The organism is Orrella sp. JC864 (assembly GCF_037026685.1).
Lineage (GTDB): Bacteria > Pseudomonadota > Gammaproteobacteria > Burkholderiales > Burkholderiaceae_B > Orrella.
Genome location: NZ_JBANET010000038.1, coordinates 1 through 12,915 on the forward strand (window position 1 = coordinate 1; position 12,915 = coordinate 12,915).

The window sequence follows — 12,915 nt, forward strand, 5'->3', positions numbered from 1 at the left end:
ATCGCTGCAGGGCTAATCGCTGCAGGGCTAATCGCTGCGGGGCTGATCGCTGCAGGGCTGGTCCGCACCAGGTTGGCGCAAGTGATACGACTTCTTGTTGACCAGGTGCTGGCGAATGTAGTGTTCGGCACGCTGGCCATCGCGTGCCAGCAGCGCAGCCACGAAGTGCTCGTGATCGGCGACCCCGGCTTCCCATTCTTCCCGATCCAGGTTCGACTTGTAGCGCAGCGCCTGCACCTGCAGATTCAGGCGGTCGTAGCTGGCCGTGAGCGCGGGGTTGTGGGCGGCGCGGTTGATCGCTATATGCGTGCCCATGCTGGCGGCGAAATAGGCCTTGATGTCCTGCCGCCGGAAGCCCTCCAGCATTTGCGCATGCAGCGCGGCGATCTCGGCAAGCTCGGCCGCGCTGGCCCGCTCGGCCGCCTGGCGTACGGCCAGGCCTTCGAGCACGGCCAGCACGTCGAAGATGTTTTCGATGTCGGCGGCCGAGTGCTCGATGACCACCGCGCCGCGCTTGGGTTGTATCCGCACCAGGCCGTCGGCGGCCAGGATCCGGTAGGCCTCGCGCAGCGGTGTGCGCGAGACCTTCAGACGATCGCCCAAGTCCCTTTCGTTCAGAGCCAGCCCGGGCGCCAGGGTGCCGTCGGTGATGAGCTGGCGCAGGCGGTCGGCGACCACCGCGGCCAGCGTCGGATGGTGGATGGCCAGCGGATCGCCGGTCATTTCCGCCACGGCGGGCAGGCCGGTCTCAGGGTAATCCATAGCTGCACGTCATAAAAAAACCGAATAATTTGGTATCTGGTATACCAAATACTAGAAGTTCCAGACAAGCCTGTCGAGCGTTGCATCGGCAGGAACAACGATAAGGACGGAGACTGCAATGATCAAGAAGCTGGCTTGCGCCGTGGCCGCTGCCATGGCGTTGGTGCATGGTCCGGCGGCCGTGGCGGCCGATGACTTTCCCAACAAGCCCATAAGGCTGGTGGTAGGGTTCGTACCGGGCGGCGGAACGGACGTATCGGCGCGCATCCTGGCGCAGCATTTGTCCGGTGTGCTGAACCAGCAGGTGGTGGTCGAGAACAAGCCTGGCGCTTCGGGCCTGATCGCCGGGGATATGGTGGCCAAGGCCGAGCCCGACGGCTACACGCTGCTGCTGGCGAACATGCAATCGACGGTTGCCGCGCCGTATGTGCTGCCGGTGTCCTACGATCCCATCGGCGCGTTCACCGCGGTGCGCTACCTGGGCTCGGTGCCCAATGTGCTGGTGATCAACCCGACCAAGAACGACCTGAAGTCGGTCAAGGAACTGGTGGACACGCTCAAGAGCAAGCCCGGCCAGTACACCTACGCTTCTTCCGGCATGGGCAGCCCGCAGCACCTGAGCGCGGCGCGGTTCTCGCAGATCACCGGGACCAAGATGGAGCATGTGCCCTACAAGGGCAGCGGCCAGGCCATGCAGGACCTGCTGGGCAACCAGGTGGACATGAACTTCGACACCTTGCCTGGCGCCATTGGCCAGATCCGCGCCGGCAAGCTGCGTCCGCTGGCGGTGACCAGCCCCAAGCGTACCGACCAGCTGCCTGACGTGCCCACGCTGGAAGAGGCGGGCGTGCCCGGCATGGACGTGGAGCAATGGTATGCGGTGCTGGCGCCAGCCAACCTTCCTGCCGCGGTGCTGGACAAGCTGGACAAGGCAATCGGCCAGTCGCTGGCCGACAAGGGGGTCGCGAGCAAGCTGGCCGAGCAAGGCATGGTCCTGGGCGGCGGGCCCGCTACGCCCAAGGATTTCCAGGCCTTCGTGCAGAAGGAGTATGAAAAGTACGGCCGCATCACCGCGGACCTGGGCCTGAAGAAAGCGCAATGAAGCAGCGGGCGGGCAGGCCCCGGACCGGGGCCGTTTTGCCCGCCACAGGAGAAGATGATGAGCAGCAAGCAGACTTCGCAGCCCACCGGCGCATTGAGCGGGATGCGGGTGATCGAACTGGCGCAGATCATGGCAGGGCCCACCTGCGGCATGATGCTGGCCGACCTGGGCGCCGATGTGATCAAGGTGGAGAAGCTGGAGGGCGGCGACGATGCGCGCCAATACCAGGATCCGCAGATCAATGGCGTCTCGGCGCCGTTCCTGATGCTTAACCGGAACAAGCGGGCGATCGCCCTGGACCTGAAGAATCCCAAGGGCAAGGAGGTGCTGCTGCGCATGGTGCGCGAGGCCGACGTGGTCACGGAGAATTTCCGCAAGGGCACCATGGAGAAGCTGGGGCTGGGCTACGAAGCGTTGCGCAAGGAAAACCCGGGCCTGATCTACTGCTCGGTTTCGGGTTACGGCAGCACAGGGCCTTATGCCGAGAAAGGCGGCTTCGACCTGATTGCGCAAGGGTTTTCGGGGCTGATGGCGATTACCGGCGAGCCGGGCGGCCCGCCGCTGCGCACGGGCAATTCGGTGGCCGACATCAACGCCGGGCTGCTGGCGGCCTTCGGCGTGCTGGCTGCCTACCAGCACAAGATGAAGACCGGCGAGGGCCAGCGGGTCGAGACCTCGCTGCTGGAGGCCAGCCTGCAGCAGCTTTACTGGCACGCGGCGATCTATTTCGGTTCGGGCCGCTCGCCCGGGCCCACCGGTTCTTCCCATGTGTTGACCGCGCCCTACCAGGCATTTGCCACCGGGACGGATTGGATCATCATCGGCGGGGCCAACGAGCGCAACTGGACCCGCATCGCCCAGGTGCTGGGCAAGCCCGAATGGTGCGAGGACCCGCGCTTTGCGCGCAATGCGCAGCGCATGGAGAACCGCGACGAGCTGGTGCGGGAGATGACCGCGATCCTCAAGACGCAGCCGGCGCAGCATTGGCTGGACGCCTTCGATGCGGCGGGAGTGCCGGCCGGGCCGGTGCATTCGGTCGCCGAGGCCTTGTCGCATCCGCAAACGCTGGCGCGCGGCATGGTGGTCGAGCAGGAACACCCGCAGGCCGGCCCGGTCAAGACGGTGGGCATGCCCGTCAAGCTCTCGGCCACGCCCGCGCAATATCATCGCGCCGCGCCGCGGCTGGGCGAGGATACCGTCGCCATCCTGGGCGAATTCGGATACGGACAAGCGGAGATCGATGCGTTGATCGAGCAGGGCGTGGTGCGCGATGTCGGCCAATTGACCACCGGCGCTGCCGCGGTCGGCTAGGCGCCGGTTCAAGGCCGCATGATGCCGGCGCGCGCCAGCAGGCCGGCCGTTTCGCACAGCGGCAGGCCCATCACGCCGGTATAGCTGCCGTCGATGCGCGCCACGAAGGCCCCGGCCAGGCCCTGGATGCCATAGGCGCCCGCCTTGCCGTAAGGCTCGGGGCCGGCGCAGTAGCGCGTGATCTCGCCGGCGTCCAGCTCGCGCATCCATACCTGGGTTTGGGACAGGTCCTCCAGCAGCTGGCCCGCGTGGGCCAGTACCACGGCGGTACGGACCATGTGGCAGGTGCCCGACAGGCGCGCCAGGATGGCGGCGGCATCGCTCGCGTCGACGGGCTTGCCGAAGATTTCCTGGTCCAGGCTTACGCAGGTGTCGGCCGCCAGCAGCGGCAGCTCGGGCAAGCCCCGTTCCGTTCGCCAGCGCAGGGCGCGCAGGGCTTTTTCGCGGGCGGTGCGGCGGACGTAGTCTTGCGGTGTCTCGCCGGGCAGGCGCGGTTCGTCTTCGCCGGGCGGGGCGGGCACGGCCAGCACCGCGTGAGGCACGCCCAGTTGCAGCAGCAGCTCGCGGCGGCGCGGGCTGGCAGAGGCCAGGTGAAGCAGGGCGGACTGGTCTGGCATGCAGGAAGACTCAGGCGCGATGATAAGGGTGGTGGGTCATGACCGCCCAGGCCCGGTACAGCTGCTCGGCCAGCAGCACGCGCACCAGGGGATGGGGCAGGGTCAGCGAAGACAGCCGCAGGCGTTCGTCGCAGGCGGCTTTCAGGCCGGCGTCCAGGCCGTCCGGGCCGCCTACCAGCAGCGCCACGTCCCGGCCGCCGGCACGCCAGCCTTCCAGGCGCCGCGACAGCTGCGCCGTGGTCTGGTCCTGGCCGCGTTCGTCCAGCGCCACGCGCAGCACGCCGGCAGGCAGGGCGGCTTGCAGGCGGCGTGCTTCGGCCGCCATCATCTGGGCCGCGCTCTTGCCCGAGGTGCGCGGCTCGGGCTTGATCTCGCGCAGCTCGAGCGCGCAATCGGCAGGCAGCCGCTTGGCGTAGTCGTCCCAGGCCGCCTGCACCCAGGCGGGCATGCGGGTGCCGACGGCCGCGACGATGAGCTTCATCGCCGCGCTCAGTCTTCCGGGTCCGGGCCGCCGGCTCCTCGCGAGGAGTCGGGCAGCAGCTTCATGCGCACGGGCTTGCCGCCCCAGATTTCCTCGAGGTGGTAGTACTGGCGGATGGCCGGCTGCATCAGGTGCACCACGATGTCGCCCAGGTCGACCACCACCCATTCGCCGGTGTCTTCGCCTTCGATGGCCGAGACGCGCTGGCCGGCCGCGCGCCATTTGTCCGCCACGCTGGCGGCCAGTGCGCGTGTCTGGCGGTTGGACGTGCCGCTGGCGATGATGACGCGGTCGAACAGGCTGGTCAGGTGCGTGGTATTGAATACCTTGATGTCCTGGCCCTTGACGTCTTCAAGCGCGTCGACCACGACGCGTTGCATTTTTTGGATATCCATTGAGGCAAATATACCGCGATCCCGGGATCGCGCGGGTGAGTCGGAAAGGAGGAAAAAAGGCCGCAAAGGCTCAGGTGCCGGCCGGTTCCCGATACAGGCCGTGGCGGTCGATGTACTGGGCCACGGCTTCGGGCAGCAGGCCGGCGGTCGGCTCGCCCCGGGCCAGCCGCTGGCGGATCTCGGTGGCCGAGACGGCCATGGGCTCGAAGGGCAGGGTAAGCAGCGCGCGATCCTGTTCCCGCAGCAAGGCCTGCAGGGGGGCGGGCGGCGTCAGAGAAGCGCCCGGACGTACGGCCACGGCCAGCTGCACGCGCTGGACGATCTCGCGCCAGCCGCGCCAGGTGCAGAAGTTGGCCAATTGGTCGGCGCCCAGCAGCCAGACGTAATGCGGCCCTTCGGGCAGCGCCTGGACCGTGTCCAGGGTGTAGGTCTGGCCGCCGCGCTCGATTTCTTCGGTGTTGATCGACAAGCCGCTTTCGCCGGCAATGGCAAGCTGGATCATGGCCAGGCGGTGATCGGGCGAGGCCAGCAGCGGTGCGCGCTGCCAGGGATTGGCCGCCGGCACCAGCTGGACCTCGTCCAGCTCCAGCTCGCGCCGTGCGGCCCGCGCCAGGGCCACGTGGGCCAGGTGGATGGGGTCGAAGCTGCCGCCCAGCAGGCCGATGCGCGTCACAGCCATGGGCGGGGCACGAGGTATTCGTACAGGCGCGCCTCGGGCGAGCCCGGTTCGGGATGCCAGTCGTAGCGCCATTGCGCCTGCGGCGGCATCGACAACAGGATGGATTCGGTACGTCCCCCGGATTGCAGGCCGAACAGCGTGCCGCGATCGTAGACCAGGTTGAACTCGACGTAGCGGCCGCGCCGGTAGGCCTGGAAGTCGCGCTCGCGCTGTCCATAGGGCTGGGCATGGCGCTTTTCGGCAATCGGCAGGAAGGCCGGCAGGAAGGCTTCGCCCACCGAGCGGGTGAGGGCGAAGCTGGCCGGAAAGCCCGGCGCGTTCAGGTCGTCGTAGAAGATGCCGCCCACGCCGCGCGTTTCGTTGCGGTGCTTGAGGAAGAAGTATTCGTCGCACCACTTCTTGTAGGCGGGATAGTATTGCTCGCCGTGCGGGGCCAGCGCATCGCGATAGGTGCGATGGAAGTGCACCGCGTCTTCCTCGTAAGGGTAATAGGGCGTCAGGTCGCCGCCCCCGCCGAACCAGAAGACGTCGCTGCTTTGATCGTCGGGCGCCAGCGCCGCGAACATGCGCACGTTCATGTGCACGGTAGGCACGTAGGGATTGCGCGGATGCAGCACCAGCGATACGCCGGTGGCCTCCCAGGCGCGGCCCGACAGCTCGGGGCGGTGGGCGCTGGCCGAGGGCGGCAGCCGGCTGCCCTGCACATGGCTGAACAGCACGCCGGCCCGCTCGAATACCTTGCCGTCCTCGATCAGGCGCGAGACCCCGCCCCCGCCCTCGGCGCGCGTCCAGGCGTCGCGGGCGAAGGCCGAGCCTTCCAGGCCTTCGAGGCCGGCGACGATGGATTCCTGCAGGGACAGGAAATATTCGCGTACTTGGGAAATGGGCAGGGCTTTCATGGTCGGTCTCGCGGTGATCGGGGAATCAGGCGCGCGGGCCCTGGGGGCGCTTGAGCGCCCGCCAGCCGATATCGCCGCGGTACTGCCGCCCATCGAAACGCACCCGTTCGACGGTTTCGTAGGCGCGTTCGCGCGCCATGCGCACCGAGTCGCCCAGCGCCGTCACGCACAGCACGCGCCCGCCGGCGGTTTCGATGGCCTTGCCGGTGTCGCGGGTGCCGGCATGAAAGACCATGCATTCGTCGTTGTCCGGCGGCAGGCCCTCGATCACGTCGCCGGTGCGCGGCGACTGCGGATAATTGGCCGCGGCCAGCACCACGCCCAGGGCGGTACGGCGGTCCCAGGTGATTTCGGCCTGGTCCAGCTTGCCTTCCACGGCATTTTCCAGCACGTCGAGCAGGTCGCTCTTGATCCGCATCATGATCGGCTGGGTTTCGGGATCGCCCATGCGGCAGTTGTACTCCAGCACCTTGATGGGGCGGCCCGGATCCTCGCCCGGGGCGATCATCAGGCCGGCATACAGGAAGCCCGTATAGGGAATGCCGTCGCGCGCCATGCCTTGCATGGTCGGCAGGATGATCTCGCGCATGATGCGATGGTGCAGCTCGGGGGTGACCACCGGGGCCGGCGAGTACGCGCCCATGCCGCCGGTGTTGGGCCCGGTGTCGCCGTCGCGCAGGCGCTTGTGGTCCTGGCTGGTGGCCAGCGCGAGCACGTTACGGCCATCGGCCAGCACGATGAAGCTGGCTTCCTCGCCCTGCAGGCATTCCTCGATGACCACGCGCGCGCCGGCCGCGCCCAGCGAGCCGTCGCCCAGCATGGCATCGACCGCCTCGTGGGCCTCCTGTTCGGTGGCGGCCACCACCACGCCCTTGCCGGCGGCCAGGCCATCGGCCTTGACCACGATGGGCGCGCCCTGCTTGTCGATGTAGGCATGGGCGGCGGCCGGATCGGTGAAGGTCTCGTAGGCGGCCGTGGGAATGCCGTGGCGCATCATGAAGGCCTTGGCGTAGTCCTTGGAGCTTTCCAGCTGCGCGGCGGCCCGGGTCGGGCCGAAGATCTTCAGGCCTTGCTGGCGAAAGACGTCGACCACGCCGGCGGCCAGCGGGGCCTCGGGGCCGACCACCGTCAGGGCGATGCCCTCGCTTTGGGCGAACTGGGCCAGGGCCTGGGGGTCGGTCAGCTCGACGTTGTGCAGGTTGGGGTCGCGGGCGGTGCCGCCGTTGCCGGGGGCCACGAAAACCTTGTGGACGCGCTTGGAGCGCGACAGGCGCCAGGCCAGGGCATGTTCGCGGCCGCCCGAACCGATGACCAGCAGTTTCATGTTGTTGTGCTCAGAGGGGTAGGAAGCCACGCCTGCGGGCGTGGCGAGAAACGGCGCGCGCGGCGCGCCGGCTGGCGGAATCAGGCCGTTTCATCGAGCACGGCGGTGGTGTAGACGTCCTGCACATCGTCCAGGGCATCGAGCGCGTCCAGCAGTTTTTGCATGCGCTCGGCGTCTTCGCCGGTCAATTCTGTTTCGTTCAGGGCCTTCATGACCACGCCTTCGACCTCGGGCTTCAGGCCCGCGGCTTCGAAGGCCTGGCGCAGCGCCGGGTAGGCGGGCGGTTCGCAGGTGACTTCGATCACGCCTTCGCCGTCGGTGGCGACGTCGTCGGCGCCGGCTTCCAGGCCGATTTCCATCACGCGGTCTTCGGGCGTGCCCGGTGCGAAGATGAACTGGCCGCAATGCTTGAACATGAACGCCACCGAGCCTTCCTGGCCCAGGTTGCCGCCGTGCTTGGAGAAGGCGTGGCGCACTTCGGCCACGGTGCGGGTGCGGTTGTCGGTCATGCAGTCGACCAGGACCGCCGCGCCGCTCGGCCCGTAGCCTTCGTAGCGCACCTCGTCGTAGTTGGCGCCCTCGCCGCCGCCGGTGCCGCGCGTGATGGCCCGCTGGATGTTGTCCTTGGGCATGTTCACCGCCGTGGCCTTGTCCCAGGCCAGCCGCAGGCGCGGGTTGCTGTCCGGGTCGGGGCCGCCGGCGCGGGCAGCCACGGTGATTTCACGAATGATCTTGGTCCACAGTTTGCCGCGCTTGGCGTCCTGGCGCCCCTTGCGGTGCTGGATATTGGCCCATTTCGAATGTCCGGCCATGGTTTCCCTGATGCGAGGTGAATGCGTCGAAACCGGTATTTTACAGTGCCGGGCCTGTCCGCCGGGCCGGTTCAGCCGCTACACTCGGCAACGTCCCTTTTATCCGACCGGAGCGAGACGACCATGAGCCAGCCTTTTGCCATTGCCCGCAATGCCGAGGGGGAACTGTTGCTGCTGCCCGGCATGGCCAACCGCCATGGCTGTGTCACCGGCGCCACCGGCACGGGCAAGACCGTGACCCTGCAATGCCTGGCCGAGGCCTTCTCGCGGCTGGGCACGCCCGTTTTCCTGGCCGACGCCAAGGGCGACCTGAGCGGGCTGTCGCAGGCCGGCACGGCCTCGCCGAAGATGGCCCAGCGCCTGGCCAGCCTGGGCATGGCCGAACCGGCCTGGCAGGCCTGCCCGGTCACCTTCTGGGACGTGTTCGGCCAGGCCGGCCATCCCTTGCGGGCGACTGTATCGGACATCGGCCCCTTGCTGCTGGCCAGCATGCTCGAACTGAACGACACCCAGGAAGGCGTGCTGAACATCGTGTTCCGCGTCGCCGACGAAGAGGGCCAGCTGCTGCTGGACCTGAAAGACCTGCGCGCCATGCTGGCGCACGTCAGCGAGCGCGCCGGAGAGCTGCGCGCGCGCTATGGCAACGTTTCGCCGGCCAGCGTGGGCGCCATCCAGCGCAGCCTGCTGCGCCTGGAGTCGCAAGGCGCCGAGGGCTTCTTCGGCGAGCCGATGCTGGCGCTGCCCGACCTGATGCGCACCGACGCGCAGGGGCGCGGCATGGTCAACATCCTGGCGGCCGGACGGCTGATGGAGTCGCCGCGGCTGTATGGGGCGGTGCTGCTGTGGCTGCTGGCCGAGCTGTACGAAACCCTGCCGGAGGTGGGCGACCCCGAGCGCCCGCGGCTGGTCTTTTTCTTCGACGAGGCGCATTTGCTGTTCAATGGCGCCTCGCCGGCCCTGCTCGAGAAGATCGAGCAGGTGGTGCGGCTGATCCGCTCCAAGGGCGTGGGCGTGTATTTCGTGACCCAGAACCCGCTGGATATTCCCGACCGCGTGCTGGGCCAGCTGGGCAACCGCATCCAGCATGCCCTGCGGGCCTTTACGCCGCGCGACCAGAAGGCCGTCAAGACCGCGGCGCAGACCATGCGCCAGCGCGACGGCCTGGATATCGAGGCGGCCATCACCGAGCTGGCCGTGGGCGAGGCCCTGGTGTCGCTGCTGGACGAGAAGGGCCGCCCCCGTCCGACCGAGCGGGCCTGGATCGTGCCGCCGGCCAGCCGCATCGGCCCAGCCACCGATGCCGAGCGGCAATCGGTCATGGCGGTCTCGGGACTGGGAGCCAAGTACGACCAGGCCATCGACCGCGAGTCGGCCTACGAGGCGCTGGCCGCGCGTGCCGAGCAGGGCGTGCAGCAGGCCCAGGTTCCGGCCGGCAAGGCCGGGGCGGGCGCCGCGCAGGACAAGAGCCTGATGACCAGCGTGAACGAGGCGCTGTTCGGCTCGGTCGGCCCGCGTGGCGGACGGCGCGACGGCATCGTGCAATCGGCGGCCAAGTCGGCGGTGCGGTCCGTGGCTACGAGCCTGGTGCGCGGGATGCTGGGATCGCTGCTGGGGCGCCGGCGCTAGGCTGCGCCAGTTCCCGGGTGCTCTTGAGCTCATCCTGGTACGCCAGGAACGAGCGGCGAAACGTCATCGGAGCGGAAATGTGGGAGATGGGCACGCGCGGATTGCCTGCCCCCGAAACGATAAGGGTGCCGTAATCGCAAATACGGCCCACTATCCCCTGATCGACCTGCAAGCTCTCGACCTTGGAGATGTCCAGCTCCACGGTGCTGCGGGCAATGAATCCCGCCTTTGCGATGACCCGCTTGTTGGTAAACGCGAGTTCGGTGGTCTTGTAGCGAATGAACGCCGCGATCCAGCAGACAAAGCCGATGGCAAAAAGATTCAGAAATACAAACACGAGTCCGGCCAGGATCGTAGGCATGAGCGCCCACACACTGACTTTTGCCCTGTAGAGGACCTGCTCGTTATTGATGAGCGTAGCGTCGATATAGCTGGCCATGAGTGCTCCGTTTGCCTTGGCGGGCGGAAAGCTGCATGGCCGTAATATGGAATACTTTTGTTACGAAGGTATGGTGCGGCGCTGCCGAAGGGCCGCGCCGGTTTGCTCACGATCGTGTCGTTACGCGGCGTGCGCCTTTTCCGCCGCCAGCGCGTGGCCGTTGGCGGCCTGCAGCATGGCGTGCAACAGCACGTTGCAGCCGGCGGCCAGGTGTTCGGGGCGGGCGTCCTCGATCTCGTTGTGGCTGATGCCATCCTTGCAGGGCACGAAGATCATCGCCGTGGGCGCCAGGCGCGCCAGGTAGACCGCGTCGTGGCCGGCGCCGCTGACGATATCCAGCGGTTCCATGCCCAGCGCCTGCGCGCCGTCGCGCACGGCCTGCACCAGGCGGGCATCGAAGGGTTGAGGCGGAAAATACACCACTTCCTTGAGCGTGACGGCCAGGCGCCCGTCGCCGGCCAGCGCCCGGGCGCGTTCGTGCAGCGACTGGGCCATGCGCGTGAGCGTGGCGTCGTCCGCGGCGCGCAGGTCCACGGTCAAGGTGGCCTTGCCGGGGATGACGTTGCGCGAGTCGGGAAAGACCTGCAGGCAGCCCACCGTGCCACGTGCATGCGGGGCGTGTTCGAGCGCGATGGCGTTGACGGCCTGCACCAGTTCGCTGGCCGCCAGCAGGGCGTCGCGGCGCAACTCCATGGGCGTGGGGCCGGCGTGGGCCTCCTGGCCGACGATTTCGACGTCGAACCAGCGCTGGCCCAGCGCGCCCTGCACGGCGCCGATGACCCGGTCGCGGGCTTCGAGCACCGGCCCCTGCTCGATGTGCGCCTCGAAATACGCGCCCACGGGCTGGCCGCCGACCGGCTCGGGGCCGTCGTAGCCGATGGCCGACAGGGCCTGGCTCACCGTGACGCCGTCGCGGTCGCGGGCGGACAGGGCGTGTTCCAGCGTGAAGGCGCCGGCGTACACGCCCGAGCCCATCATCACCGGCACGAAGCGCGAGCCTTCCTCGTTGGTCCAGACCACCACTTCGAGCGGCGCCTGGGTGACGATGCCGTGCTGCTGCAGCGTGCGCAGCACCTCGATGCCGGCAAGCACGCCGTAGTTGCCGTCGAACTTGCCGCCGGTGGGCTGGGTATCGATATGGCTGCCGGTCATGACGGGCGGCAGGTCCTCGCGTGCGCCGGCGCGGCGCATGAAGATGTTGCCGATGGCGTCCACGCGCACGGTGCAGCCCAGTTCGCGGGCCCATTGCGTGACCAGGTCGCGCGCCTGGCGGTCCAGGTCGGTCAGGGCCAGGCGGCACACGCCGCCCTTGGGCGTGGCGCCGATGCGGGCCAGGTCCATGAGCGAGCGCCAGAGGCGCTCGCCGTCGATACGCAGATGCTGCGCCGAAGTCGGGGTGTCGGTCATGCTGTGCTCCTGTGGACGCCGGCTGCGGCCGGGGGTATCCGGGGCGGCAGCAAAGGCGGCTGGCTGGGTGTGCTATTTATAATGATAAATATGATCGAATGGAGGATCAAATGGAGGGCGTGAGGCAGGAGAGCATGCCGGCGGTGGCCGTGAGCGCGCCCAAGCGCAGCGACCTGGTGGCCGAGGAGATCAAGCGGCTGATCACCGCGCGCAACCTGCTGCCGGGGGACAAGCTGCCCCACGAGGGGGCTTTGCAGGAGATGTACGGCGTGAGCAAGAGCACCGTGCGCGAAGCCCTGAAGTCCTTGCAGGTGCAGGGCCTGATCAAGGTCAGCACCGGCCCGGGCGGGGGCGGCACCGTCGTGGAGGTGCCGCTGGCGCGCACCGTCCAGCTGATGCAGAACTACCTGTTCTTCAAGGAGGTGTCGATCGACGACATCTACCAGGTGCGCTGCCTGCTGGAGCCCGAGCTGGCTGCCTGCGCCGTGCCGCACCTGACCGAGGACGATCTTGCGGCGCTGGCGCACAACGTGCATTGCTGCGACCCGCGCGCCGAGCCGGCGGCCGACCGGCTGGCGCAGCGCCAGGAGGAGATCACCTTCCATGACATCCTGGCGGCGGCCTGCCCCAACCCCTTCCTGCGCTTTGCCTGCGAGATGATCAACCAGATGCTGCGCCAGTTGACGGTCTTCGACAACCGGATGGGGCCGGCCGCGCAACGGCGCTTTGGCGTGGCCAACACGGGCCATCATGAGCGCATATTGGCCGCGGCCCGCGCGCGCGATGCCGTGCTGGTGCGCGCCTTGATGGCCGAGCACATGGCCGATGCCATGCGTTCGGTCAAGCGCATGAAGGGCAGGCTCAAGGGGCGGCTCATCCTGGATTCGGAGATGTCCCGCCCGGCGCCCGCCAAGCGGACACGGGCCGGCGCGGCCGGCAAGACCGCGCGCCGCTAAAGCCCGCCCGGCCGGCGCGGGGCGCCGCACTGGGGCAGTGCCGGGCGCACCAAAGCTGTGCTGCGCCGCACCATCGCGCGACCGGGCCGCTGGCCGCGGCCCGGT

General features: G+C 68.2%; 14 protein-coding genes. 4 read left to right on the forward strand and 10 right to left on the reverse strand.

Annotated elements, in window-relative coordinates:
• Positions 1-27: 27 nt before the first annotated feature.
• Positions 28-762, reverse strand: coding sequence for a GntR family transcriptional regulator (locus V8Z80_RS20395; protein WP_336063289.1), 735 nt, complete (start codon positions 760-762; stop codon positions 28-30).
• Between the two features lie 118 nt (positions 763-880).
• On the opposite strand from V8Z80_RS20395, the gene V8Z80_RS20400 reads away from it, so the two are divergent.
• Both V8Z80_RS20400 and V8Z80_RS20405 read left to right on the forward strand, forming a co-directional pair.
• The gene (locus V8Z80_RS20400; RefSeq protein ID WP_155194122.1) at positions 881-1,864 is read left to right on the forward strand and encodes a Bug family tripartite tricarboxylate transporter substrate binding protein; all 984 of its coding nucleotides are present in this window, start codon (positions 881-883) and stop codon (positions 1,862-1,864) included.
• Between the two features lie 57 nt (positions 1,865-1,921).
• The gene (locus V8Z80_RS20405; RefSeq protein WP_155194124.1) at positions 1,922-3,175 is read left to right on the forward strand and encodes a CaiB/BaiF CoA transferase family protein; all 1,254 of its coding nucleotides are present in this window, start codon (positions 1,922-1,924) and stop codon (positions 3,173-3,175) included.
• An 8-nt stretch (positions 3,176-3,183) separates the two neighbouring features.
• Here V8Z80_RS20405 and V8Z80_RS20410 read toward each other — a convergent pair whose 3' ends face one another.
• The 7 genes from V8Z80_RS20410 to V8Z80_RS20440 all read right to left on the reverse strand — a co-directional run bounded on the left by V8Z80_RS20410 (position 3,184) and on the right by V8Z80_RS20440 (position 8,382).
• On the reverse strand, positions 3,184-3,792 hold the full coding sequence (locus V8Z80_RS20410) for a Maf family protein (RefSeq protein ID WP_155194125.1): 609 nt from the start codon (positions 3,790-3,792) through the stop codon (positions 3,184-3,186).
• A 10-nt stretch (positions 3,793-3,802) separates the two neighbouring features.
• Positions 3,803-4,273 (reverse strand): 23S rRNA (pseudouridine(1915)-N(3))-methyltransferase RlmH, encoded by a 471-nt coding sequence (gene rlmH, locus V8Z80_RS20415; RefSeq protein WP_155194127.1) that lies wholly within the window; start codon positions 4,271-4,273, stop codon positions 3,803-3,805.
• 8 nt (positions 4,274-4,281) lie between these two features.
• Positions 4,282-4,668, reverse strand: coding sequence for a ribosome silencing factor (gene rsfS / locus V8Z80_RS20420; protein ID WP_155194129.1), 387 nt, complete (start codon positions 4,666-4,668; stop codon positions 4,282-4,284).
• Between the two features lie 70 nt (positions 4,669-4,738).
• Positions 4,739-5,347 carry a nicotinate (nicotinamide) nucleotide adenylyltransferase gene (gene nadD / locus V8Z80_RS20425; protein WP_336063290.1) on the reverse strand — a complete coding sequence of 203 codons (609 nt, stop codon included), beginning with the start codon at positions 5,345-5,347 and terminating at the stop codon, positions 4,739-4,741.
• Positions 5,338-6,246 carry an oxygen-dependent coproporphyrinogen oxidase gene (gene hemF, locus V8Z80_RS20430; RefSeq protein ID WP_155194132.1) on the reverse strand — a complete coding sequence of 303 codons (909 nt, stop codon included), beginning with the start codon at positions 6,244-6,246 and terminating at the stop codon, positions 5,338-5,340. Before hemF ends, nadD begins: the two co-directional genes overlap by 10 nt.
• A 25-nt stretch (positions 6,247-6,271) precedes the next feature.
• Complete coding sequence (gene purD / locus V8Z80_RS20435; RefSeq protein WP_155194134.1) at positions 6,272-7,570, reverse strand: phosphoribosylamine--glycine ligase; 1,299 nt, start codon at positions 7,568-7,570, stop codon at positions 6,272-6,274.
• 80 nt (positions 7,571-7,650) lie between these two features.
• Positions 7,651-8,382, reverse strand: a complete 732-nt coding sequence (locus V8Z80_RS20440; RefSeq protein ID WP_155194136.1) for a YebC/PmpR family DNA-binding transcriptional regulator — start codon at positions 8,380-8,382, stop codon at positions 7,651-7,653.
• 123 nt (positions 8,383-8,505) lie between these two features.
• Here V8Z80_RS20440 and V8Z80_RS20445 point away from each other — a divergent pair, with 123 nt between their 5' ends.
• The gene (locus tag V8Z80_RS20445) at positions 8,506-10,008 is read left to right on the forward strand and encodes a helicase HerA-like domain-containing protein (protein ID WP_155194138.1); all 1,503 of its coding nucleotides are present in this window, start codon (positions 8,506-8,508) and stop codon (positions 10,006-10,008) included.
• On the opposite strand, the gene V8Z80_RS20450 is transcribed toward V8Z80_RS20445, so the two are convergent.
• Positions 9,956-10,447, reverse strand: a complete 492-nt coding sequence (locus V8Z80_RS20450) for a PH domain-containing protein (protein ID WP_155194140.1) — start codon at positions 10,445-10,447, stop codon at positions 9,956-9,958. The genes V8Z80_RS20445 and V8Z80_RS20450 overlap by 53 nt on opposite strands.
• A gap of 120 nt (positions 10,448-10,567) precedes the next feature.
• Positions 10,568-11,854 (reverse strand): Zn-dependent hydrolase, encoded by a 1,287-nt coding sequence (locus V8Z80_RS20455; RefSeq protein WP_155194142.1) that lies wholly within the window; start codon positions 11,852-11,854, stop codon positions 10,568-10,570.
• A gap of 110 nt (positions 11,855-11,964) precedes the next feature.
• Between V8Z80_RS20455 and V8Z80_RS20460 the strand changes: the two genes are divergently transcribed.
• Positions 11,965-12,810 carry a FadR/GntR family transcriptional regulator gene (locus tag V8Z80_RS20460; protein WP_336063291.1) on the forward strand — a complete coding sequence of 282 codons (846 nt, stop codon included), beginning with the start codon at positions 11,965-11,967 and terminating at the stop codon, positions 12,808-12,810.
• The last annotated feature ends 105 nt before the right edge of the window (positions 12,811-12,915 follow it).